The sequence below is a fragment of the Hoyosella sp. YIM 151337 genome, from assembly GCF_026041215.1.
Classification (GTDB): Bacteria; Actinomycetota; Actinomycetes; order Mycobacteriales; family Mycobacteriaceae; genus Hoyosella.
Window position 1 is genome coordinate 211,984 of sequence record NZ_JAPEIQ010000021.1, and the last position, 22,619, is coordinate 234,602.

20 protein-coding genes and 1 pseudogene are annotated in these 22,619 nt (G+C 63.6%); 5 read left to right on the forward strand and 16 right to left on the reverse strand.

From position 1 onward, the window contains the following. Positions 1–41: 41 nt before the first annotated feature. Positions 42–986, reverse strand: a complete 945-nt coding sequence (locus tag ONR57_RS10525) for a YafY family protein (RefSeq protein WP_265123290.1) — start codon at positions 984–986, stop codon at positions 42–44. Between the two features lie 93 nt (positions 987–1,079). Here ONR57_RS10525 and ONR57_RS10530 point away from each other — a divergent pair, with 93 nt between their 5' ends. From ONR57_RS10530 to ONR57_RS10545, 4 genes and pseudogenes are all read left to right on the forward strand, one after another. After that, positions 1,080–1,499: a VOC family protein gene (locus tag ONR57_RS10530; protein ID WP_265123291.1), complete on the forward strand. Its 420-nt coding sequence runs from the start codon at positions 1,080–1,082 to the stop codon at positions 1,497–1,499. Between the two features lie 286 nt (positions 1,500–1,785). Continuing rightward, positions 1,786–2,013 (forward strand): annotated as a pseudogene (locus ONR57_RS10535) (YdeI family protein); the annotation flags it as partial. 150 nt (positions 2,014–2,163) lie between these two features. Next, the gene (locus ONR57_RS10540; RefSeq protein WP_265123383.1) at positions 2,164–2,568 is read left to right on the forward strand and encodes a YciI family protein; all 405 of its coding nucleotides are present in this window, start codon (positions 2,164–2,166) and stop codon (positions 2,566–2,568) included. Then, a complete protein-coding gene (locus ONR57_RS10545; protein WP_265123292.1) occupies positions 2,565–3,707 on the forward strand; it encodes an RNA polymerase sigma factor in 1,143 nt (380 codons plus the stop codon). Before ONR57_RS10540 ends, ONR57_RS10545 begins: the two co-directional genes overlap by 4 nt. A 58-nt stretch (positions 3,708–3,765) precedes the next feature. Here the strand turns inward: ONR57_RS10545 and ONR57_RS10550 are convergent, their stop codons facing one another. The 8 genes from ONR57_RS10550 to ONR57_RS10585 all read right to left on the reverse strand — a co-directional run bounded on the left by ONR57_RS10550 (position 3,766) and on the right by ONR57_RS10585 (position 14,336). Beyond that, positions 3,766–4,980 carry a DUF1624 domain-containing protein gene (locus tag ONR57_RS10550; protein ID WP_265123293.1) on the reverse strand — a complete coding sequence of 405 codons (1,215 nt, stop codon included), beginning with the start codon at positions 4,978–4,980 and terminating at the stop codon, positions 3,766–3,768. Between the two features lie 212 nt (positions 4,981–5,192). Further along, positions 5,193–7,430, reverse strand: coding sequence for an NADP-dependent isocitrate dehydrogenase (locus ONR57_RS10555; protein ID WP_265123294.1), 2,238 nt, complete (start codon positions 7,428–7,430; stop codon positions 5,193–5,195). Positions 7,431–7,622: 192 nt separating this feature from the next. Continuing rightward, a complete protein-coding gene (locus ONR57_RS10560; RefSeq protein WP_265123296.1) occupies positions 7,623–8,258 on the reverse strand; it encodes an LON peptidase substrate-binding domain-containing protein in 636 nt (211 codons plus the stop codon). Positions 8,259–8,293: 35 nt separating this feature from the next. Continuing rightward, positions 8,294–9,481, reverse strand: a complete 1,188-nt coding sequence (locus tag ONR57_RS10565) for an AAA family ATPase (protein WP_265123297.1) — start codon at positions 9,479–9,481, stop codon at positions 8,294–8,296. 77 nt (positions 9,482–9,558) lie between these two features. Beyond that, positions 9,559–10,392 (reverse strand): alpha/beta hydrolase, encoded by an 834-nt coding sequence (locus tag ONR57_RS10570; protein ID WP_265123298.1) that lies wholly within the window; start codon positions 10,390–10,392, stop codon positions 9,559–9,561. Between the two features lie 145 nt (positions 10,393–10,537). Further along, a complete protein-coding gene (locus ONR57_RS10575) occupies positions 10,538–11,761 on the reverse strand; it encodes an alkane 1-monooxygenase (RefSeq protein WP_265123299.1) in 1,224 nt (407 codons plus the stop codon). Positions 11,762–11,991: 230 nt separating this feature from the next. Next, the gene (locus tag ONR57_RS10580) at positions 11,992–13,353 is read right to left on the reverse strand and encodes an NAD(P)/FAD-dependent oxidoreductase (protein ID WP_265123300.1); all 1,362 of its coding nucleotides are present in this window, start codon (positions 13,351–13,353) and stop codon (positions 11,992–11,994) included. Beyond that, positions 13,335–14,336: a nitronate monooxygenase family protein gene (locus ONR57_RS10585; protein WP_279347679.1), complete on the reverse strand. Its 1,002-nt coding sequence runs from the start codon at positions 14,334–14,336 to the stop codon at positions 13,335–13,337. The genes ONR57_RS10580 and ONR57_RS10585 overlap by 19 nt, the downstream gene beginning before the upstream one ends. Positions 14,337–14,498: 162 nt before the next feature. Between ONR57_RS10585 and ONR57_RS10590 the strand changes: the two genes are divergently transcribed. Further along, the gene (locus ONR57_RS10590) at positions 14,499–14,948 is read left to right on the forward strand and encodes a MaoC family dehydratase (protein WP_265123303.1); all 450 of its coding nucleotides are present in this window, start codon (positions 14,499–14,501) and stop codon (positions 14,946–14,948) included. Positions 14,949–15,019: 71 nt separating this feature from the next. Here ONR57_RS10590 and ONR57_RS10595 read toward each other — a convergent pair whose 3' ends face one another. The 7 genes from ONR57_RS10595 to ONR57_RS10625 all read right to left on the reverse strand — a co-directional run bounded on the left by ONR57_RS10595 (position 15,020) and on the right by ONR57_RS10625 (position 22,611). Continuing rightward, positions 15,020–15,712: a transporter gene (locus tag ONR57_RS10595; RefSeq protein WP_265123304.1), complete on the reverse strand. Its 693-nt coding sequence runs from the start codon at positions 15,710–15,712 to the stop codon at positions 15,020–15,022. Between the two features lie 42 nt (positions 15,713–15,754). After that, positions 15,755–17,053, reverse strand: coding sequence for an FAD-binding oxidoreductase (locus ONR57_RS10600; RefSeq protein WP_265123305.1), 1,299 nt, complete (start codon positions 17,051–17,053; stop codon positions 15,755–15,757). A gap of 5 nt (positions 17,054–17,058) precedes the next feature. Continuing rightward, complete coding sequence (locus tag ONR57_RS10605) at positions 17,059–17,433, reverse strand: hotdog domain-containing protein (RefSeq protein WP_265123306.1); 375 nt, start codon at positions 17,431–17,433, stop codon at positions 17,059–17,061. Continuing rightward, positions 17,430–19,094 (reverse strand): NAD(P)/FAD-dependent oxidoreductase, encoded by a 1,665-nt coding sequence (locus ONR57_RS10610; RefSeq protein ID WP_265123384.1) that lies wholly within the window; start codon positions 19,092–19,094, stop codon positions 17,430–17,432. Before ONR57_RS10610 ends, ONR57_RS10605 begins: the two co-directional genes overlap by 4 nt. 111 nt (positions 19,095–19,205) lie before the next feature. Then, positions 19,206–20,663, reverse strand: a complete 1,458-nt coding sequence (locus ONR57_RS10615; RefSeq protein ID WP_265123307.1) for an aldehyde dehydrogenase — start codon at positions 20,661–20,663, stop codon at positions 19,206–19,208. Positions 20,664–20,707: 44 nt separating this feature from the next. Continuing rightward, positions 20,708–21,802, reverse strand: coding sequence for a Zn-dependent alcohol dehydrogenase (locus ONR57_RS10620; RefSeq protein WP_265123385.1), 1,095 nt, complete (start codon positions 21,800–21,802; stop codon positions 20,708–20,710). Positions 21,803–21,816: 14 nt separating this feature from the next. Continuing rightward, on the reverse strand, positions 21,817–22,611 hold the full coding sequence (locus tag ONR57_RS10625) for an enoyl-CoA hydratase/isomerase family protein (protein WP_265123309.1): 795 nt from the start codon (positions 22,609–22,611) through the stop codon (positions 21,817–21,819). Positions 22,612–22,619 lie beyond the last annotated feature (8 nt).

The window sequence follows — 22,619 nt, forward strand, 5'->3', positions numbered from 1 at the left end:
GGCACTGACACGGTACAGCAGCAGCGGAAAAACGCCGTGGATCAGCGGGTGTACAACTGGCTGAGCTCGGCGCCAATTCTGGCTAGCTCGGCCTGCACTGACGCGGGTTCGAGCACCTCGACCATCGCGCCCCAGCCAGCGAGATTGCGCGCGATGTCGAGTGCTGTCGGTGCGGCGACACGAACTCGGCTGCGCCCGCCGTCAAGATCGGCGTCGACGCGGCAGTGCCTGCCGAAGTGATCGCGCAGAATTGCGACGTAGCCGGTCTCGATGAGCACCGTTGCCCAGGTTCGGGACCGCTTCACTTCCACTGCTTCGACTACCTCATTCCAAGCCTGGTCGAGAGCGAAGTCCTCGGGGCGTTCCGCTCTCTCCCCGGTCACCTCGGCCGCAACGATGCGGCTGACCCGGAAAGTGCGCTGCCCGCGCTCACTGCCAGCGACGAGGTACCAGATGCCGTTCTTGTCGACGAGCCCCCATGGGTCGACGAGACGCACGGATGGCTCTCGCCTGGCGTTGGTGTAGGTGAGCCGGACCTGGCGCCGCCGCACGACCGCGCTTTGCAGCAGACTGACGAGGCCGGGACGTGGCCGGTCGAGACCGCTCCATCCGGTGGGGTCGTTCAGGCTCGTGCTTGCTGCCGCTTCGGCGTCGGCGCGGAAGGTGTGCGGGAGCGCGCGAACGAGCTTGCGGAAGGCCGTTCTTGCCTCCGCTGAGATGGCAGCAGCCGGGCCTACTAGCAGGAACAGCGCTTGCGTTTCGGCCGCCGACAATCCGCTGAGGTCAGTGCGCGCGCCGCCGAGGAGCGACCATCCGCCGCCGCGCCCTGACTGCGGATAGACCGGAATGCCCGCCACCGAGAGTGCTTCCAGATCGCGGCGAGCCGTCGCCACCGACACCTCAAGTTCCTCGGCGAGTTCGGCGGCGGTCACCCGCCCTCGGTGCTGGAGGAACAGCAGGGCCGCGACGAGCCGGTCTGCGCGCATAGCGTCGAGTATCCCTCAGAAAAGTGATCAGTTGATGAGCACTTTCACTGAGAAAGTTGGTGTACCGAACAGAAACCAGAAAGGAATACCCCCATGCTGCGAGGGCTCACCACCACCAATTTCGTCGTCGACGATCTCCGCTCCGCCGTTGACTGGTACACCGAACTACTTGGAGTGGAGCCCTACTTCATCCACGACATTGACGGGACCCCGGCCTACATCGAGTTCCGCATCGGCGACTTCCAGCACGAACTAGGGTTCATCGCGAGCCGGTTCGCACCGCCCAGCCGACTCGGCCCGGAAACCGGCAAGACGCTGACCTACTGGGCGGTTGACGACGTTGAGGCTACGCACAAGCGGCTGCTATCAATGGGAGCCACCACCCACGAGGACGTCACGAAACGCGGCCCCGGATTTGTCACCGCGTCGGTCATCGACCCATTCGGCAACGTACTCGGCGTCATGTACAACCAGCACTACCTCGACATCGTTGCGTCCGCGAAAGGTGCGTGACATGGACGTTCTCGCAAGCAGCGCCGAAGCGTGGCGCGCCTGGCTACGGACTCACGGCGGCTCCGAGACTGAAGTCTGGCTGGTGATCCACCACAAGGACAGCGTGATGCCTAGCCTGCGTTACGGCGCGGCAGTCGAACACGCGCTATGTTACGGCTGGATCGACGGACTGCACCGAAAGCACGGCGCCGACAGTTCGCGGTTGCGGTTCACTCCCCGGCGGCCGCAGAGCACGTGGAGTGCGGTGAACCGCGAGCGCGCCTCCCGCATGATCGCTCAAGGTCTCATGACTGCAGCAGGGCAGGCCGCCATCGACCTCGCGAAGAACCATGGCACGTGGCAGCCAACACCCAACGGAATACCCTCGGAGCTGCAGGAACTCCTCGACAAAGACAGTGTCGCCAGGGCCAACTTAGTCGCGTTCCCGACGTCGTCGCAACGCCTGATCCGGGAATGGATCGCTGCAGCCAAGCGACCGCAGACACGAAAGCGGCGAGTGGCACGCACTGTCGAACTCGCGGCCACGAACCGTCGCGCCAACCATCCGGATCCTCACAAAAAAATATCCGCTGTCGCCACCGCCTGTTGTCGAAAATTCGGCGGCGGCTCCGTCCCTGGAGTAAGAGTGGCCACGAGGGCCGCGCTACTACAGAGGAGAGCCGCCATGAAGTATCTGCTGCTAAAGCACTACCGGGGAGCGCCAGCGCCGGTCGTTGACGTGCCGATGGACCAGTGGACACCAGAAGAGGTTGATGCGCACGTGCAGTTCATGCGCGATTTCGCCGCTCGCTTAGAGGAGACAGGTGAGTTCGTCGACGCCCAGGCCCTCGCGCCCGAGGGGGCCTTCGTGCGTTATGACGGCGCGGGACGACCGCCGGTGACCGATGGCCCTTTCCCTGAAACCAAGGATCTCATCGCCGGCTGGATGGTGATCGACGTTGAGTCGTGGGACCGTGCCGTCGAACTGGCTGGGGAACTGTCCGCCGCCCCTGGGGCGGGCGGCAAAGCAATCCACGAGTGGCTTGAGGTGCGGCCGTTTCTCAACGAGATTCCAATGGTGACTGAATGAATGAGACGCTGCTGCGGGAACTCGTGCCTGCGGTGATCGGTGTCCTCGTCCGGCGCGGCGCTGATTTCGCGTCGGCCGAGGATGCGGTGCAAGACGCGCTGATCCGGGCCCTGCAAACCTGGCCGGCCGAGCCGCCGCGAGACCCCAAAGCGTGGCTTGTTGCGGTGGCATGGCGCAGGTTTATCGATACTGCGCGCGCGGAGGCGTCGCGGCGGGACCGTGAGCTGGCCGTAGGCGCGGAGCCGCGACCGGGTCCGGTGTCCGCGGCAGATGACACGCTGTGGTTGTATTTCGTGTGCGCGCACCCCCAGCTGCCAGCAAGCGCAGCGGTCGCGCTGACGCTGCGCGCTGTCGGTGGCCTCACCACGCGGCAGATCGCCCGCGCCTACCTCGTGCCGGAAGCGACCATGGGGCAACGGATTAGCCGGGCAAAGCGGCGCATTGCGGACCTCCCGCTGGATCAGCCCGGCGATCTTCAGACTGTTCTTCGCGTGCTTTACCTCGTTTTCAACGAAGGGTACGGCGGGCACGTGGATTTGGTTGCCGAGGCCATCCGGCTCACCCGCCAGCTCGCTGCGCTCAGTTCCGAGCCAGAGGTTGCTGGACTTCTGGCGCTGATGCTGCTGCACCATGCCCGCCGGGCATCGCGTACCGGCCCGGACGGTCGCCTGGTGCCCCTGCGTGAGCAAGACCGCACACTGTGGGACACCACGATGATTGCTGAGGGCGTGACCATCTTGCAGAGCGCGCTGGCACGCGACCGGCTCGGCGAATACCAGGCACAGGCTGCGATCGCGGCGCTGCACGCGGATGCTCGCAGCACCGCCGAAACTGATTGGGTTCAGATCGTGGAGTGGTACGACGAACTGCTGCGCCTCACGGCAAGCCCGATAGTGCAGCTGAACCGGGCAGTCGCGGTCGGTGCGGCTGACGGGCCGCAAGCGGGACTGGCTGCGCTGGCTGAGGTGGAGCCGAGTCTCCCCCGCTACACCGCCGCGGCCGCGTACCTGCATGAAAGCGCTGGCGACCTCGAGCGTGCAGCCGATCTGTACGCTGAGGCCGCCCGCACAGCGAATAGTGTGCCCGAACGTGACCACCTCATTCGCGAGGCCGCGCGGGTGCGGCACCTGCTCAGCTAGCCCGCGCTGCCGTCACCCGCGCCAATCCACCTACGGAGGTCACACGAAACGGCCGATTTCAGGCCGTTCTGGTTGACTCCCGCAGTTGGATTTGTGACCGGGATGCACGCGACAGCAGTCGTTCAAGTGGACCCTGGCTGAAGAACAGCGACCATGTCCATGCCACGATCAGTGGCACCGCGAGAAACAGCGCGAACTGGAATCCGCTCAAGGACAGTGTTCCGGTAATCGTCAGCAGCCACAGTGCGACGATGTGCCCCGCGTAGACGGTCAAGGGCATGCGTCCGAGCGCGCTCAACGGCGCTACCAACAACCGCGGTGCGAAGCGAGCGAACGCGATCGAAGCGGCGATCACTATGATCGCGACACCGGTGCTGCCGAGGATGTCGAAGGGTGTGCCTGCGTGCGGGAAAGCGATGAACAGCCATCGCCAGTCATGTGTACTGACCGTCCCCATCATTCCGTGCTGTGCGAAGAACGTGAAGAGTTCATTACCCGCCCCCGGCTGAAGATCATCGAGCCCCTGGACGAGGGCGGCTTTCATTCCGAAGGCGTGCAACGCGAGATAAGACCCCCCGTAACCCGCCGCAGCCAGCAGACTGCCCGCTCCCAGCAGCGCGGGCCACGCACCATTCCGGCCAGTTCCCCACCGGCCAACAGCCAAACCAGCCAGCACAAATGGGATCCATGTGAGCACGGGGTACATTCCGTCGATCAACAGTATGCGCAACGAAGCCAATACACCGTCGAGTGACATGAATGCGTCAAGCGTGACTGTCCCGCCAAGGGTGTCGGTGGGCGGCAGCACCCGCCCGCGCACGAGGAAAGAAACAACGGGTGCGACGAGCGCCGTTACCGCAGCGAGTAAAGCCACACGTTGCCACGACCACGCCAACAACGGGGTGACCACCCAGAACAGCACGGCATACGTCGCGAGGATCACCACCACCGGCGTCCCGAGGAGCATCAGCGCAATACCCAGCACGAACAGAAGCGCGCCGCGGATGACAATACCGCGCCGATCGCTGCGCAGCTTATCGCCCCGATGCACTTCCGCACCGCCGCTCAGGAGTGCGAGAGACACACCTGCGAGCACGGCGAAAAGAACTGATGCCCGGCCGGTGAAGGGGGCGAGATACTGCGGCGCAAGGACACCCATGCCGGTATGCACGGTGATCATTCCGAGCACAGCAAGTGCTCGCGCGACGTCAATACCAGCGATGCGCTCGCTGCGAACCGAGTTGGGTTCGAAAGTGGTAGCGGCGGTGGCCACGGCAACTCCAATTCTGAGTGGATGCGGTGGCCTTGACGCTATTGGGGGAACGCACCGAATTCGCCGGCCTAGAGACCGATTTCGGTGTCATACCACGGGACGACTGCCGCCCCTCTGCAATCCAACTACGGGAGTCAACGGAAACGACCGGAAAACCGGACTTTCAGGTGACTCCCGTAGATGGATTCGGAGGCAGGGGGCGAGGGCAGGTATTAGCCGCTGATTGCTGTGAGTGCCGCCTCGAAGGTCTTGCTCGGGCGCATCACGGCGCTGAGTTTTTCGCTGTCGGGCTGGTAGTACCCGCCGATGTCAACCTGCTGCCCTTGGACCTCAGAGAGTTCCCCAAGGATGGCTTCTTCGTTTTCAGCGAGTGTGTTCGCCAGCGTCCCGAATTGCTTCTGCAGTTCCGGATCTTCGGTCTGGGCGGCCAGCTCTTGCGCCCAGTACATGGCGAGGTAGAACTGGCTGCCACGGTTGTCGAGCTCACCAGTCTTGCGGGACGGACTCTTGTTCGTTTCGAGCAGCTTCCCAGTCGCCGAATCAAGGGTCTTGGCAAGGATTTCCGCCTGCTTGTTCCCGGCCTTCTTCCCCACATCCTCGAGGCTCACAGCGAGTGCAAGGAACTCCCCGAGCGAGTCCCAGCGCAGGTGGTTCTCCTCGACAAGCTGCTTGACGTGGCGCGGCGCAGAGCCTCCCGCCCCTGTCTCGTACAGACCTCCGCCAGCCATGAGCGGAACGATCGACAGCATCTTGGCGCTGGTGCCGAGTTCCAGAATGGGGAAAAGGTCGGTCAGGTAGTCGCGCAGGATGTTGCCTGTGGCCGCGATCGTGTCCAGCCCACGGATGAGACGCTCCAAGGTGTACCGCATCGAGCGCACCTGGGACATGATCTGAATGTCGAGGCCTTCAGTGTCGTGATCCTTCAGGTACGTCTGGACCTTTTTGATCAGTTCGTTCTCGTGCGGGCGATACGGATCGAGCCAGAACAGGACGGGCATCCCCGAATCACGTGCCCGGGTTACAGCAAGCTTTACCCAGTCGCGGATAGGCCCGTCCTTTACCGTGCACATGCGCCAGATGTCACCAGCTTCAACCGTCTGAGACAGCAGGACTTCACCCGTCTCGAGGTCGACGATGTTGGCTTCGCCGCCTTCTGGCATTTCGAACGTCTTGTCGTGCGAGCCGTACTCCTCGGCCTTCTGCGCCATCAAACCGACGTTGGGCACGGTGCCCATCGTCGTGGGATCAAACGCACCGTTGGTCTTGCAGAAGTTGATGATCTCCTGATAGATCCGGGCGAACGTCGACTCCGGCATCACAGCCTTGGTGTCCTTTGGCCGTCCGTCCGGGCCGTACATTTTGCCACCGGCGCGGATCATCGCCGGCATCGAAGCGTCGACGATCACGTCACTCGGCGAGTGGAAGTTGGAGATGCCCCGCGCTGAATCCACCATCGCAAGTTCAGGACGGTGCTCGTGGCAACGGTGCAGGTCTTTGATGATTTCGTCGCGCTGCGACGCAGGAAGTGTGTCGATCTTGTCGTACAGATCGCCCATGCCGTTGTTGACGTTGATACCCAGCTCGTCGAACAGTTCCTGATGCTTCTCGAAGGCTTCCTTGTAGAAGATGCGCACCGCATGGCCGAAGACGATGGGGTGCGAGACCTTCATCATCGTTGCCTTCACGTGCAGTGAGAACAGCAGCCCCGTTTTCCGCGCATCCTCCATCTGAGCCTCGTAGAAGTCCAGCAGAGCCTTCTTGCTCATAAACATGCTGTCGATGACTTCGCCGTCCTGCAGCGCAACCTTGGGCTTGAGGACGATCTTCTCGCCACTCGTGGTGACCAGCTCCATCTTGACGTCGCGGGCCCGGTCGAGTGTTATCGACTTCTCCCCGTGGTAAAAGTCGCCCTCGCGCATGTGTGCGACGTGGGTGCGTGACGCCATCGACCACTCACCCATGCTGTGCGGGTGCTTGCGCGCGAACTCCTTCACAGCCTTGGGCGCCCGACGGTCTGAATTGCCTTCGCGCAGAACGGGGTTCACGGCGCTGCCCAGACACTTCGCGTACCGCTTACGGATTTCCTTTTCCTCGTCCGTCTTAGGGTCCTGCGGAAAGTCCGGCAGCTCATACCCCTTGCCGCGCAATTCCTTGATCGCCGCCAGGAGCTGCGGCACTGAGGCACTGATGTTCGGCAGCTTGATGATGTTTGTATCGGGCAGTTGGGTCAAACGACCGAGTTCACCGAGATTGTCCGGCACGCGCTGCTCTTCGGTCAGGTAATCGGGAAACTCCGCAAGGATCCGCGCGGCGACAGAAATGTCGCTGGTCTGGACGTTGATTCCGGCCGCCCCGGCGAACGTGCGCACGATCGGCAGAAAGGCGGCGGTCGCGAGCAAAGGCGCTTCGTCAGTCAGCGTGTAGATGATGGTGGGCTGCTCAGTACTCATGGTCCTTCTTCCCGCTTTAGCGCTTATCCGTGTCTAGGCATTGTGTGCCAAGTGCGGCAACCATGTTACGGCAGCGAGATATGGCCCACCTAACAAAGGGTGAGCTGATGGGAGTGCTCACACAATTGGCGAATGCGCTGTGAAACGGGCGTAACACTGCGCTAAAAAACGCGCCCAGCGTCGGCACGCGAGCTACTTCGTCAGCCCAAACTCAGCGAGTTCGACGAGCCCGTCAAGCGCGTCAGCAAACACCTGTACCCGAGCGTGCATACCGGGCGCAGCAAGCAGTGCGTACCTGTCGGCATCCCCAAGCGGCACGCGGTCGGCCAGCGAGTACAAATGAAGAGCTGGATCCTCAGGCAGACCGCCGAGTTCAGGTACGCGCGGTGACGGGACATGCTGTTTCCCAGCGAGGCGAGCGAGCAGGCTGTATAGCTCGGCGATGCGCGCGCTGAAATGCTGGAAGTCAGCGGCGGTGAAGTCACGGTCCTCATCAGGCCATTCCTCGACCTCGGCTCGCGGATACGGGTCGTCGGGGAGCCATCGTCGTATCCTGATCCGTGAACGGCCCCGGCAGTCGAGTGCGATGCGCCCACCGCCGAGATCAACGTGCGCCACGATCTCAGCTTTAGTGCCGATGTCGTTGCGCAGATCGCCTCCGCCAACCTCGGCACCACGGGCAATAAGTACCTCACCGAAAAACGGCCCGCCCGGGGCGGCGAGGCAGTCCCGAACCAGTTCCTGGTAACGCGGCTCGAAGACATGCAACGGCAGGCGTCCGCCGGGCAACAAAGCCATACCAAGCGGAAACATCGGCGAAACCGTCATTGCACCAGCATCCCTCACTTGCCGTGTTCCGGCATTCAGTCTGATTGACTTCGCAGATATCGGCCGAAATGCGGAACAGTGAACCCGATCGAACCACGCTCAGCGGAGTAGATCAGGCCCTTCTTGATCAATCCGTCCCGGGACGGGGAGAGCGAGGCGGGGCGCCGGCCGAGATGCTTCGCGATTTCCGCGGTGAGCACAGGGCCGTCGTCGCCAGCGAGATCCGCCATCGCCCGCATGTATTCCCGTTCTGCGGGTGTCGCGCGCTCATACCTGGAACCGAAGAATCCAACTGCGAGTTCTTCCTCTGCGTCGGGCGCGGCGACCCGCACATCGTTGGCAGTGATCGGCGACTGCGCCGCCATGTCCCAGGTCGCTTTGCCGTACGCCTGCACAAAGTAGGGATACCCGTCCGCGGCCGCGTACAGCGCGTCGAGCGCGTCAGGCTCGAAGGTCACGTCTTCACGTTCGGCAGGCGCCAGCAGCGCGAGGTCGAACGCGTCCCGGTCGAGCCGGTCAATACGGTGGTACGCGAAGAGTCGTTCGGAATAGCTTTTCGATGCGGACAACACAGCCGGAACATGTGGCAGCCCAGCACCAACCACGATGAGCGGTGCGCCCAGTTGGCTGAGTTCGTGGCAAGCGGCGCACAGGGCAGAGACGTCCGCGGCGCCGAGGTCCTGAATTTCATCGATAAAGATCGCAATCCCGACGCCCACATCCTGCGCCAGCGATGCCGCGTCGACGAGCAACTCCAAAAGGTCGATTTCGATATCGCCGGAATCTGCGCGTCCCTTAGCGACAGGAACGTCGATTCCGGGCTGCCACTTCTCACGCATACCCTTGTCGGCTGACGCCCGAAGTGCGAACGCTTTGAGTACGCCGAGGAACTCATCGACCCGCTCTGGGTCACGGTGCGCTGCAGCGATTTCCCGGATCGCCATGTGCAGAGCTGACGAAAAGGGCCGACGCAGTTCTTGATCGGGCCGGGCTTCAATCTTTCCCGTCCCCCAGCCGCGGCTGATCGCCGCGGACCGCATCTGGTTGAGCAGCACCGTTTTTCCGACACCGCGCAGGCCGGTCAGCATGACGCTGCGTTCGGGACGGCCACGCGCTATGCGCTCGAGAACAACGTCGAACGCAGTCAGTTGCCGTGTCCGACCGGCAAGTTCGGGTGGCTTTTGCCCGGCCCCTGGAGCGTAGGGGTTGCGCACTGGGTCCATGGCGCCACCGTATCGCCGGCGCTACGAATATCTACGACTTTCTATGGTGTGTTCTAGAGATAGTGAGATTTCTGTGATCAGTCCGGGATAAGACCTTCCACAGCGCTGATCAACTCACCCCCGACGAGCATGTGCGGGTCGTTATGTCCCACGCCTGGCAGAACGACGGTGCTGTTGAGGTTCTTTGCCGCATCCGCCACCTTTGCGCTCATCTCAGCGGGAACGATGTCGTCAGACGTGCCGTACACCACGACGATGGGCACCGTGATCTTCCGTACCGCATCAACGACGCGGAACCGGTCGCGCAAGAAGAACTGGACCGGCAGCCGTGGGTAATGCAGCTTTCCGACCTCTACCAAATCTGTGAACGGTGATCGGAGGACTACGCCGCCGGGCGGGTAGCGCAGTGCCAGTTCCGCGACTACACCGCATCCGAGGCTCTCACCGAAATAGATCATCCGTTCGGGCTCGACGCCACGGTTTTTCCGGAGGTACCAATACGCAGCGCGAACATCGAGGGCGAGGCCCTGCTCGGACGGCTGGCCTGGGTTGCCTCCGTAGCCGCGGTAGTCGAGCAGCAGCGTTGCGATTCCGCGACGCGCGAGTTTCGCCGCGAGCGGCGCGCGGTCCGCCCGGCTACCAGCGTTGCCATGCGCCATCAGCACCGTGACGTTGCGGTCTGCGGCTCCACTAGACGGCCGCACATACCAGGCACGCAGAGTCAGACCGTCGTCGGTGGTGAATTGAACATCTTCAGCACTGCTCACAACGCTGGCTGCTGGCGGGATCGGCAGCGCATCGGGATAGTAGATGAGCCTGCGCTGCATCGACCACGCCGCTGAACCTGCAAAAGCGAGACCCAGACCGCCAAAAGCGGCGCCGCGCCGCCATATTCCCCCAGTACCAGCCATGTCGAGCTGCCTCTCTGACCAAGCGGAGGCAGCGTTGCCCCCGGCGCTCATCGTCCTCAGATCATCCACTATGCCGGGTTAGCGCGGTTACACGGGAGCCGGGCGGGTCTGTGTCACCGCAACGCCCGGCCCCAGGGCACGCGCCTCAGCCTGGCACTGCGACACCGAACTGAGCGTAGATCTTGTTCCGCTTGCGGGGATCGACGTTAACTTTGGTGATGTCGCCGTGGTAGTGCGCCAAAACCCGCTTGTCCATTACCCTCCGCCACAGTGGTGGCACGACCGCGAGAAGAATCATGGTCGCGTAACCGGCTGGGAGTTCGGGGGATTCCTGCATCGTCCGCAATGCCTGGTATCGCCGCGTCGGATTCGCGTGATGATCGCTATGGCGCTGCAGATGGTAAAGGAAGAGGTTGGTACAGATACGGTCGCTATTCCAGCTGTGTGCCGGATTGCACCGCTCATACCGCCCGTTTGCGTCCTTCTGCCGGAGCAGCCCGTAATGCTCAAGGTAGTTCACCGCTTCGAGCAGTAAGAACCCGAAGACGGCCTGGATAACGAGGTAAGGAAGGACAGTCCAGATGGTGTAGCTCTCAATCACACTTGTCCAGCTGAGCACCTGCAGTGCGATCAGCGCAGCAGCCCACATGCCGATGCTCATTGCCCACGCATTGAGGACGTCGTTCTTAAGGGTCCAATGCGAGCGTCCTGATCTCGCGAAACGCTGCTGCTCAAGCTTCCAGCCAGATCGCACACTGCCGACGACGGTGCGCGGAAAGAATGCGTAGAGTGACTCACCAAAGCGCGCGGTTGCGGGATCCTCCGGCGTCGCGACCCGAACGTGATGCCCGCGATTGTGCTCAATATAGAAGTGACCGTATCCGCATTGGGCCAGGACGATACGGGAGAGCCAGCGCTCGAGGTTTTCTTTTTTATGGCCAAGTTCGTGCGCGACTGTGATACCGATACCTGCTGTCGACCCGACCGTCAGGGCCAGACCCACGCTATCGAGCACGCTCAAGTTGCCGCTCGCCCACAGCCACAATGCCAGAACGAACCCAGCGTATTGAAGCGGGAGATAAAGATACGTCACCCACCGGTACCACCGATCGTTTTCGAGTTCGGCTATGAACTCAGCTGGCGGGTTCTGGCCATCGTTGCCCAGTGCCACATCGATGACGGGGATCAGTACAAACACTACGATCGGGCCTGCCCACCACGCTAGCGAGTTGCCAGTAAGGGAGTACAAGCCCGCGGCAAGCAGGGGCGCCGTTGCGGGGATTAACGAAAAGAGCCAAAGATATCGCTTCCTGTCGCGCCAGCGCTCGAGATCTGCAGCCGCGCGGCCACGTCGCGTCACAGCGGTCATGACAGAGACCTGCCTTCAGTCATGCGCCGGACTCCATTGTCCGGCGGCTAGGGCGTTAACTGTAGGCGGCAGTTCGTCAGGGAGATAGACATCAGAGCAATGGCTGTCGAAAGTGTGGACTAAGGTCCCTAGTTTTTGCGTTTAACATCACAGATTCAAAGCCGAGGGTCTGCTCAACAACCTCCGACAGGATCGAAAAGCGACTAATTCGAGCGCAAATTGAGGGATCCTCATAAGCTTGGCAGGTTCAGGCTCGCGAGTACGGCTTTCGCCGCTCGCTCGCCAGACGTGGCTGCGTCGGCGAGCGACGGTAGATCAAGCTGGTAGTCGCCGGCAAGGTAGATCGTTCCGAGCGGATCGCGCAACGTCGGTAGTGAGTTCCTGCGTCCGGGAGCCCAGAAAGGCACGACGCGGCGGTGGCGCCGTACGATGCCCTCGCCCAGCTTTCCTTCCAGCTCGGGAAACACTGCGAGCAGGTCCTTCGTGAATCGCGACACGATCTCCTCGTCGGACAGGTCGAACAACGCGTCGGCCGCAGCGCCGCCAGCGAAACAGGCCAGCGCTCCACCCGGCTTACGGTCGTCACCACTGCGCATCGCCGCGGCGTGGTTGAACATCGCCTGGAACGACAGCTGCGGCGTCGAGACGGCGAAGTAGTCGTCCCAGCGCTGCGGGCCGGTTTCGTCGGTGAAGAATCCGACAATCACGTACCGGCCGTAAGTGATGTCGCTGAAAGCGTTCCGGTGCTGCTGCGGGAGGTCCGGGATGATCCGTTCGGCGATGTCGGCGGGCGCGGTCACGATCGCGCGCTTGGCTCGCAGCCGCACCGGCCGGTTCCCGTCGAGGTACTCGACGGTGACGCCGTCCCCGTCCTGCCGCACCGATTGCACAGCCGAGTTCAGCCGGATCCGGCCACCGAGATCCTCGGCCAGAACGTCGGTCAATGTCTGGTTGCCCCCCACCGGGAGCGAGAAGTTCGGGACTTTCGCAGGGTCAGCGAGCGCGATGCCCACCGATGTAACGAACTGGGTAGCGGCCGTCTCTTCCAACTCGCATCCCATCCACTGCGCCGAAAACGCGCGAACGACGTCGGCGGCTAGCCTCGACCGGACGCCCTTGAGTAGGTACGAGGCCAGCTTGGTGTCGAGCTTGGCACGGACCCGCTGTGCGATACGGCTTTGCGACTCCAGAAATGGCGTGACCGCGAGGATGCGTGCACCGACAGCGGCCATGCCGATACGGTCCAGCGCGGTCATCCGCGTGCGGAACATCAGCGCAACGGGATTCGCGGTGTCGACTATCCCGCCGTTCAGGTAAAGCGCAACGCTTTTCCCTGCGAGCGATCCCCTCTCGATGCCGTGCCGGTCGAGGGCTTCGATGAGTGTGCCTGTGCCCTCGGTGAACTGAGTGCCGACATTGATCCAGTAGTCGCCCTGCCGGACGGTCTCGACTCGCCCGCCCGTGCGGTTGTCGGCTTCGAGTACAACCACGTCGGTCTCCGGTGACAGCGTGGTCGCCGCCATTAACCCCGCCATACCGGCGCCGACGACGACCACGTCGGTGGTCTCTTCCTTTATTTCCCGTGTTGGCATTGGAGCTCCTTGAGCTGCGCGGGCAGCGTGCGGGTGATGATCTGCTGAGCTTCGGTGAGTATCGATTCCACGACTTCCTTGCAGCTACCGATGTCGTCGATCAGGCCTTGCGCCTGGCTGGCCCACCACATACCACCGTCGACGTCACCGTTGCCGTACACCTGCTCGCGGCCGCGGGCACCGCTGGCCAGGTGCGCGACATCGTCGAACGTCGCACCCGGCCGCCGGGCGAGGGCAGCGATTTCTTCAGAGACCGCATTGCGGGCCACACGGGCGGTGTTGCGGAACTCGCGGAACACGACGACCGTGTCGCGTTCGGTGTTGCCCACGATCTGTTGTTTCACGTTGTCGTGGATGGGCGCTTCCGTGGTCGCCATGAAACGCGTGCCCATGTTGACCGCGGAAGCACCGAGCGCGAGGGCGGCAACCAGACCGGCGCCGGTGGCGATTCCGCCGCTGGCGATGATCGGAATGGACAGCGCCTTGGCGGCAGCGGGGATCAGCACAAGGCCCGGGACGTCGTCATCGCCCGGGTGCCCGGCACATTCGAAACCGTCGATGCTGACAGCGTCGACACCGAGTTGTTCGGCCTTGACGGCGTGCCGGACCGAAACCGCCTTGTGAATGACCTTCACCCCGGCGGCCTTGAAAGTCGGCAGGTGCGGCCGCGGGTTCCCCCCGGCGGTTTCGACGATGGTGATGCCACTGTCGACGATGGCGTCACGGTATTCGTCGTAGGGCACCGGCTGAATGGTCGGCAGAATTGTGAGGTTGACCCCGAACGGCTTGTCGGTCAGATCCCGGCAGCGGGCGATCTCCTTCACCAGGGCCTCGGGGGTGGGCTGGGTCAGGGCGGTGAGAAAACCGAGCGCCCCCGTATTGGCCACGGCGCCAATCAGATCCGCGGTACCAACGGCGGTCATGCCGCCACAGACGATCGGGTGCTCGATCCCGAACGTCTCGGTGAAAGTATTACTGAACATGTGCATCCTAGTTCTGGTGACCGCTCCACAGCGGGACCGCAATGGTCATACGTCTAAGTCATATGACTATTATGGTCGAGGACGGCCGACACTTTGTCAACGACTGAGGTTTGCCCGGTCGGCCTGACTACTCAAATCTTTCGACCCGACGCAAGGACAACTATGACTGTTCCTACCCTCTGGCTCGACGACATCAGCGTCGGTGACCGCTTCCGCACCGAGACCTACGAACTTGGCGCAGAGGCGATCATAGACTTCGCCAACGCATGGGACCCCCAACCGTTCCACCTCAGCGAAGACCTCGCACGGGACACCTTCTTCCAAGGTCTCGCGGCCAGCGGCTGGCACACCGCCGCGATCACCATGCGACTGCTCGTCACCAGTGGGTTGCCTTTGGCCACCGGCATCATCGGCGCCTCAATCGATCTGGCTTGGCCGACGCCCACTCGCCCCGGTGACCGGCTCCACGTGGACCTCGAGGTCACCGATGTCCGAGCCTCCCGATCCGATCCGAGCCGCGGATTCATCACCGCCGTCTACGACACTGTTAACCAGCACGGTGAGATCCGCCAGCACACCACCGCACGGCTGCTGGCGTTCTCCCGGCCCTGAACGCCGTCGTCTCACACAGCCGACGATCGGCCGAGTCACATCCCGTGATTCCGTGCTAGCAGGGCCACGACTCACACTGTCGCCGGCACGCTAGCCGCCTTGGCGGCGTCGACGCGCTTGTTGTAGGCGTCGAATGCCCGGTACGCGCGGTAGTAGGCGAACATCTGCAAGCCCCACGTGGTCAGTGCGAGGGTGTAGAAGATCGTGCGCTCGGCGTCGTCGCCCGGGATGTCAACGAAGTCATAGGTCGCGGCGATGAGGAAGCCGCAAGCGGTGGCAATGCCGGCCCACACAGCGTGTCGGCGCTCGCCGATGTCCCACAGACGTTTCACGAAGTAGATCAGGAAGATCGTGGTGAGCACGTTGGCGACCACGTAGAAGATCTTGCCGGAGAGACCGATCTCCTCGGCGTACCGACTGAGGATGAAGCCCGCGAAAGCAGCGAGGGCGAACACGCCGATATCGATAGCCGCGGATGGCTTGTACCGGTGGGTGACCTTCATTAGCCCGAGAACCAGGATCAGGGTGATGCCGATAGACCGAGAGAAGGCGTCCAGGAAGTACGCCATGGAGTACATCGGACTGTCTTGGCCAGCCTGGAGGAGGGCGTAGATAAGGAAGTTTGTTCCCGAAGTCGCAACGATGATCCATTCGAGTCCGAGCAGGTAATTTCTGAAGTTCCGGATGAATAGGACGCCGTATATGAAGCCGACGGCGATCATCCAAATGTCCGCGACCATGAAGAGTAGTTCCCAGATGGCCATGATCTTCTCCTTGGGGGTGACACCAGCCGACCAGCGGCGTGGTCATTTCGTGAGGGTTGCCAAACGGTCGGAGGCGCGGTCCGCCAGCCAGCCCGCGTACAGCGCGGGGCCCCTGACGAGACTGGGCCAGAAGCGCTTGCGGCCGTGCCAGATTGCCGCCAGGTCGTCGTGCATCGGCGCACCGCCGATCCGGTCGGCCAGCAGATGGCCCACGTACTGCGCCTGGGCGAACCCGTGGCCATTGCAGGCGAGCGAGTAGAGCACATTGTCGGAGGCCTCCCCGGCGACGGGAAGCCACGTGGAGCTCATGCCGATCCAGCCGCCCCATGCCTGCTGCGGCTTGACGTCGCGCAAGCCCGGGAAGCGCTCGCGGAATCCGCGGACGAGGTCATCGGCAACGTTTTGCGCGGGAGTGCGGTCCGGCAGTGGGTTTCGCCCGGTCTGAATACGGCGGGTGCCGAACACGATGGTGCCCCGTGGGGTGACGCGGTAGCTTTCGATGATCATGTGCAGAGTGACCATCGGGGCGCGGCTGGTCCAGCCGATTTCGTCGAGTCGCTCGGGTGCCACCGGCTCGGTCTCGACCAGGGAGGTCCAGACGGGGGTCGCGAGGTTCTTCGGCGCGATGGAAAGGTCCGCGCTGTAAGCGTTGGTGGTCAGAATCGCCTTGCGGGCCCGAACCTTGCCGCCGGGGGTTTCGACGATGACCCCTCCGGCGGTGTCGGTGACGTCGCGGGCGGGGGTGTGCTCGTAGACGCGCACACCGGCCCCGATCGTCGCGGCCCGCAGGCCGAGGACGAACTCACCCGGATTGAGCGTGCCACCGACCCCCTCGCGCACTCCGCCCAGGAATCCGTCCGGAAGCCCCGCCGCACGCCCCTCGACGAACTCGGCCGCCGATCCGGCCTCAGTCATGGCCTTTGCGTTGCGGCGCGCCCTCCGCAGTTGCCCTTTGGAGACGGCGGCCATCACAATCCCGGCCCGCTGGTAGCCGCACTCGATTCCGTGATGGGTGATGGCATCCTCGGCGAAGTGCACCGCGTTCTCCGCGTACCGGTACAGGTTGCGCAGCCGCTCGGGTTTAAGCAGGAGTGCGAGCATCTGCGGATCGGCGGCGATCGAGTTCGTGATGTATCCGGCGTTGCGGGAGGTGGCGCCCCAGCCGAGTGTCTGCGCCTCGAGGAGCACCACGTCGACGCCCTTCTCGGCGAGGCGGAGCGCCGCCGACATGCCGCCCCCGCCACCGCCGATCACGACCACGTCGCAGTCGATGTCAGCGCTAAGGGGCTGTTCGATGATCGCGGGGGGCTTGGCCCAACCGGTCTCGTGGATCAGCTTCATCGCCGCTACTCCGCATCCTCTGTAGGGATGACCGCGGTGCCACGAGCGCGCACCGCGACCAGTGGTGTTTCAAGAGTTCGCGACCGGCCGGAGTCGTCTGCTGCACGGCAGATCACGCGGAGCTCGAAGTCGACTGTCCGGCTCCGATTGCCCTTCCTCACCAAACGGGCCTCGGCCTCAACGACATCGCCTCCGCGCACCGGGGCGAGGAATTCGACGGATGAGTAGCCGGCGAACAGCCCCTCGTGACCGTCGGTCTCGATCGAAAGGTTCGTGCCGACGTCACCAAAGAGTTTCAGGGCGTAGGCGCCGTCGACCAGGTTGCCGGCATAGTGCGCGTCGGAGAAGGCGACATAGCGCCGGTGGACTGCCTTGCTCATGAGATTTCCTTATGGATGGGGCCGAGGTTGCGGGACTGCGCTTCGCCGTCGATCTCGACGCCGGGGTAACCCCGCTTGGCGATCTCGGTGCACATGCGGCGGTATTTGCCCACTCCGCCTACGTAGCCCAAGAAGGTATTTGGCTTGCCCTCGACGTTCGAGCCGCGGTACCAGGAGTCGGTGGTGGCGTACAGGGTGCCGGCGACGGTCTCCTCGGTGATGTCCACCCAGTCGTTCTGGCCCTCGGCGGTGGCCTCGACGAGCGTCGCACCGGAGTCGCGGGCGTGCTCGATGAGGTCGGCGATCCAGTCCACCGCCTGCTCGATAGTCATCACCACGTTGCTGGCGAGAGCGGGGCTCTGCGGGCCCCCCACCATGAAGAAGTTGGGGAAATCCGCGGTCATGAGCCCGAGGTAGGTGCGGACGCCGTTGTGCCAAGCGTCCTGCAGCTTCTTGCCGGACGCGCCGGTGATATTGAGCCCGTACAACGGACCGGTGAAGGCATCGAAACCGATGGCGAGTACCACGGCGTCCACCCCGTACGTTCCCTTCGATGTGACGATCGCGTTCGCGGTCATCGTCTCGATCGGCTCGTCGCGCAGTGACACCAGCGATACGTTTGGCCGATTGAAGGTCTCGTAGTAGTCCGTTCCGAAGCAGCTGCGCTTCGCGCCCATCGGGTGGTACTTGGGTACAAGCAGCTCGGCTGTAGCCGGATCCTTGACGATCTCGCGAATCTTGTTGTGGATGAATTCCGACGCGGTCCGGTTTGCCTCGGCGTCAGTGAGCAGATCGACGAACTCGGCACCGACACCATTAAAGCCACTACGTTTGTAGGCCTCCTCATAACGCCGCTGACGCTCCTCATCCGACACGTCGAAGGCCTTATCGGCCACGGGACGCTCGGGGATGCCGCCGAGAGAGTGACGGCACTCCTCACGGATTGCCGGATAGTCGTCCTTGATGCACTGGATCTGCTCCGGGGGAAGCTCGGAGTTGCGCGCTGGCATCACGTAGTTCGGGGTGCGCTGGAAAACGGTGAGCTCATCGGCGACCTCCGCGATCAGCGGGATAGCTTGCACGCCTGACGATCCTGTGCCGATCACGGCGACGCGCTTGCCAGCGAGGTCGTCAAGCGCGATATTCCAGCGGCTCGTCGACACCTGCAAGCCGGTGAAGTTCGCGAGGCCCGGCACGTCGAAGTCTTTGGGGGTGGACAGGCCGCCGGCACCGGAGATCAGGTAACGGGAGCGACGCGTCTCACCATTGTCGAGTCGCACCTCCCACAGCCGATCGGCCGCGTTCCACGTCGCACCGACCACTCGGGTATTCAAGGTGAAGTACTTGCGCAGATCGAAGCGGTCAGCGACGTGGTTGATGTAACTGAGGATTTCGGCCTGCGGCGCAAATCGCTCGCTCCACGTCCATTCCTGCTGAAGTGCGTCGTCGAACGAGTACGAGTAGTAGATGCTCTCGACGTCGCAGCGGGCGCCCGGATAAGTGTTCCAGAACCACGTGCCGCCGACGCTCGGCCCGGCCTCGAAGCCCGCGAAGGTCCACCCCGCGGTTGTGAGCCGGTGTGCGAGGTAGAGACCGGAGAAGCCGGCGCCGACGCCGATGACATCGACGACTTCGGCAGCTGAGGTGGAGGGAGAGCTCATGATGGTGTCGCTTTCGTTAAGTGGATCATACGACTGGATCATTTGACTTACTTTAAGTACAGCAGTGGTGCTGATCACAGTCAAGGGGTGGCGCGGAAGTAGTCGCTGTCGCTACATGGGAAGGTCGGGGGAATCGATGCCGACGACGCGGTCGCCGCAGAAGACCCGGACGGACTCGCCGGGGGCGTGACCGCCGATTCCAGAAGTGCCCCAGAAACTCTGTGCGGAACCATCCGCAAGATCGGCGACCTTGGCACCGTTGACGCGCACCTCGCCCGACAGCACCCGGGATCCGACCTCGATGGCGCGGTCAAGGTCGCTGCCGAACACGTACGCATCCAGACCTGACGGGTGCGCGTTGGCCACGCGCAGGGCGTCCTCATCGGACTCCACCGCGTGCAGGCTGACGATTGGACCGAACAGCTCGGCGGTCGCCACCGCCGCGTCGGCTCCCGCGGCAACGGTGGGCGACAGGAAGAATCCGTCGAGTGCGGGAAGCTTTGCGGGCTGATGGATCGTCGCGCCGTCGGTCCACAGTCTGTCGATTCGGCTCTGCAGCGTGGCGAAATGCGGTGCGTTCGAGATGGGCCCCAGCTGCGAATTCTCGTCGAGCGAGTGCCCGATCTCGATGCGGGCAATGCGATCCAGGAGGGCCTCCAGGAGCGGCTCGACGAGGCTCTTGTGCGCCAGCACCTTTCCGGGCCCCTCACACCACTGACCGTTCAGTTTGGTCATTCCTTCGAGGATCCCGTCGGCCGCCACGTCGATGTCCGCGTCGTCCAGTACGAGGGCCGGGTTGTTGCCGCCGAGCTCGAGTTGGAGCACCTTGAAGTCCTCCGCGGCCGCACGGGCGATCGCTCGCCCGGCGTTGGGGCCCCCGGTGAACGAAACGATTTTTACGCGGTGATCACCGGTGATCGCGGCGCCCACGTCACCCGCGCCGTGGACGAGTTGGAGCGCACCGTCGGGCAGCCCGGCCTTGACGAAGCACTCGACAATGATCTGTGCGCTGCTCGGTGCGTGCTCTGACGGTTTCAGAATGACGGGGCAACCGGCGGCAAGCGCGCTCGCCATCTTCGCGGCGGGGATGAAACTGGGGCCGTTCCACGGAGTCAGGATCGCGGCAGGACCCCACGGAACCTTGTACAGCCGCACGTCTCGGCCACCAGCCGCCAACGCTGTGCGCCGCGGAATGGCGCGCACCTCGGCCGCCGAGGAGCGAAGTCGGTGCGGGAGGAACTGCGCGATCATTCGCGCCTTCGCGATCGGAACGCCGCTGGTGAGGGCGTCAGTGAAGGCGATGTCCTCGATCCGGGACTCGATGATGTCGGCGGCACGCTCGATGATCGCTGCGCGTTCCTCGCTCGCAGCGTCGTCCCAGCGGTCGAAGCCGTAGGACCGCTCGGCATGGCGCAGGGCACGCTCCACATCGTCGGGACTGGTGGTGACGGCTCGGTGAACGGGTTGGCCCGTGTTGGGGTCGAGATTCCACGCGTCCGGGATCGTCCGGCACTCGGACCACTCGTCAGCGATGTAGTTGATCGGCTGGGGAAGTTGCGGACTCGGCATCTGGAGCCTCCTTCGATGCTCAGGTATAGATGGATTTGGTGTGATCACACGGTGAGGTCGGCGACGATGCGGGTCACCTCGCCTGACTTCATCGCCTCGAAACCCTCGTTGACCTCGCGGAACGGGATCACGTCGCTGACCATCTCGTCGAGCAGCAGCCGGCCCTGGAGGTAAAGGCGCGCGAACTGGGTGATGTCCTCGTGCGCTTGGCCCGAGCCCATGTAGGAGCCGATGAGGCGCTTCTCGCCGAAGAAGAAGTCCGACGCTGGGAGAGAAAGCTCGGTGCCGTCGGGTGCGATGCCGACCAGGCACGCGGTACCCTTAGCACGCAGGACGGACATCGCGGTAGCCGCGGTACGCGCGGAACCGACGGCCTCGAACGAGTAGTCCACGCCGTCACCGAGCATCTCCCGGATCTCGGCAGCGACATCGGCCGCGCCATTCACGACGTGGGTGGCACCGTACTTGCGGGCCGCCGCGAGCCGGGCATCGTCGAGATCGACGGCAACGATTGCCGAGGCACCTGCGAGCCGCGCTCCTTGAATGATGGCCGATCCCACTCCGCCGCAGCCGATTACGGCCACGGTGGCCCCGGGACGTACGTGCGCGCCGCGGAACACGGCCCCGACGCCGGTGATAATGCAGCACGAGAGCAGGCACCCGACGTGCAGACCCACCTCTTCGGGCATCTTCACCAGCGAGTTCTCACGCATCAAGGTGTGGCGGGAAAACGCGCCGACGTCGCCGAGCCGCTCAACGGACTCGCCTCCGGGCAGCTGGAAAGCAGGGCGCGGCCGCTGCCGGATCTGCGAGACGCGCTGGCACTGCGTCGAGTGTCCGGCCTGGCAGTTGCGGCACAACCCGCACGACGGTGTGAGGGCGCCGACGACGCGGTCACCCGGGCGCAACGAGGTCACGGCGGAGCCGACTGACTCGACGATCCCGGCCAATTCATGCCCGACCACCACGGGCAGGCCGGCCTGCACGGTGCCGGTCATATAGTGCAGGTCGCTGTGGCAGAGGCCCACGTTGGACACCGCGATGCGGACCTCGCTGGGCTCGGGGTTGTCGACCTGGATCTCGGTGAACTCGAGCGGCTCGTTCAGCGTGGTGAGAAGTGCTGCTTCGGTGGTGATCATCATCGTCTCCGATCTCAGTTGCATTGCACGGGCGCTGACGGCGCCACGTTCTTCGCTGCAGTGTCTTTCGAGGTCAAGAAGCCCTCGACGCCCTCGGTGAAGGCGCCGGACTCCCACGCCTGGCGGGCGGCGTGATCTTCGCGGGCGAACGCGGCCTCGATGTCGTCGGAGCGCGGCCGCAGCAGACCTAGATGCAGCGCGGTGATTCGGGGATCGGAGTTCCACTGTCTGACCACTTCGACCGCACGGTCCACCAGTGCTTCCGGGGCCACGACCTCGTCGAGCAGTCCGATTCGCAGAGCCTCATGCGCGCCGATCCGCTCGGAGCCCAGGATGATTCGCATCGCGTGATTCCGTACCAGGCGGCCCATCAGGAAGCTCGAGGCGTTGGAGATGATGATCCCGCGGTGGTTCTCCGGCTGGTAGTACTCGGCAGCGGGGGTACCGATCCGCGAGTCGCAGCACAGTGTGATCTCGGAGGCGCCGCCGACTGCGATCCCATTCAGGGCAGCGATCACCGGGACCTTCGTCTCGAGAATGGCTCGGGTGATGTCGTGGAAGGTGGCGAAGGCCTCGCAAATCTCGTCGTACGTGGTCGGTACCGTCTGCAGGTCCTCTCCGGCGGAGAAGGCGCGACCCGTGCCCGTAAGCACGATTCCGCGGACGAGATCGCCTGTCCCGAAGCGGCGGATGGTTTGAGCGAGTAGCACCCGCGTGGCCACGTTCATCACGTTCAGCTTCGCGGGGCGGTTCAGCGTGAGTACTGCGACATCGTTGTCGACGTGCACGTTTAGGTAGTTGTCGGTCATCTCAGGTT

Coding starts and splice junctions, on each gene's coding strand:
- ONR57_RS10525 (WP_265123290.1), bottom strand. CDS start 986: ATGCGCGCAGACCGGCTCGTCGCGGCCCTGCTGTTCCTCCAGCACCGA.
- ONR57_RS10530 (WP_265123291.1), top strand. CDS start 1,080: ATGCTGCGAGGGCTCACCACCACCAATTTCGTCGTCGACGATCTCCGC.
- ONR57_RS10540 (WP_265123383.1), top strand. CDS start 2,164: ATGAAGTATCTGCTGCTAAAGCACTACCGGGGAGCGCCAGCGCCGGTC.
- ONR57_RS10545 (WP_265123292.1), top strand. CDS start 2,565: ATGAATGAGACGCTGCTGCGGGAACTCGTGCCTGCGGTGATCGGTGTC.
- ONR57_RS10555 (WP_265123294.1), bottom strand. CDS start 7,430: ATGAGTACTGAGCAGCCCACCATCATCTACACGCTGACTGACGAAGCG.
- ONR57_RS10560 (WP_265123296.1), bottom strand. CDS start 8,258: ATGACGGTTTCGCCGATGTTTCCGCTTGGTATGGCTTTGTTGCCCGGC.
- ONR57_RS10565 (WP_265123297.1), bottom strand. CDS start 9,481: ATGGACCCAGTGCGCAACCCCTACGCTCCAGGGGCCGGGCAAAAGCCA.
- ONR57_RS10570 (WP_265123298.1), bottom strand. CDS start 10,392: ATGGCTGGTACTGGGGGAATATGGCGGCGCGGCGCCGCTTTTGGCGGT.
- ONR57_RS10575 (WP_265123299.1), bottom strand. CDS start 11,761: ATGACCGCTGTGACGCGACGTGGCCGCGCGGCTGCAGATCTCGAGCGC.
- ONR57_RS10580 (WP_265123300.1), bottom strand. CDS start 13,353: ATGCCAACACGGGAAATAAAGGAAGAGACCACCGACGTGGTCGTCGTC.
- ONR57_RS10585 (WP_279347679.1), bottom strand. CDS start 14,336: ATGTTCAGTAATACTTTCACCGAGACGTTCGGGATCGAGCACCCGATC.
- ONR57_RS10590 (WP_265123303.1), top strand. CDS start 14,499: ATGACTGTTCCTACCCTCTGGCTCGACGACATCAGCGTCGGTGACCGC.
- ONR57_RS10595 (WP_265123304.1), bottom strand. CDS start 15,712: ATGGCCATCTGGGAACTACTCTTCATGGTCGCGGACATTTGGATGATC.
- ONR57_RS10600 (WP_265123305.1), bottom strand. CDS start 17,053: ATGAAGCTGATCCACGAGACCGGTTGGGCCAAGCCCCCCGCGATCATC.
- ONR57_RS10605 (WP_265123306.1), bottom strand. CDS start 17,433: ATGAGCAAGGCAGTCCACCGGCGCTATGTCGCCTTCTCCGACGCGCAC.
- ONR57_RS10610 (WP_265123384.1), bottom strand. CDS start 19,094: ATGAGCTCTCCCTCCACCTCAGCTGCCGAAGTCGTCGATGTCATCGGC.
- ONR57_RS10615 (WP_265123307.1), bottom strand. CDS start 20,663: ATGCCGAGTCCGCAACTTCCCCAGCCGATCAACTACATCGCTGACGAG.
- ONR57_RS10620 (WP_265123385.1), bottom strand. CDS start 21,802: ATGATCACCACCGAAGCAGCACTTCTCACCACGCTGAACGAGCCGCTC.
- ONR57_RS10625 (WP_265123309.1), bottom strand. CDS start 22,611: ATGACCGACAACTACCTAAACGTGCACGTCGACAACGATGTCGCAGTA.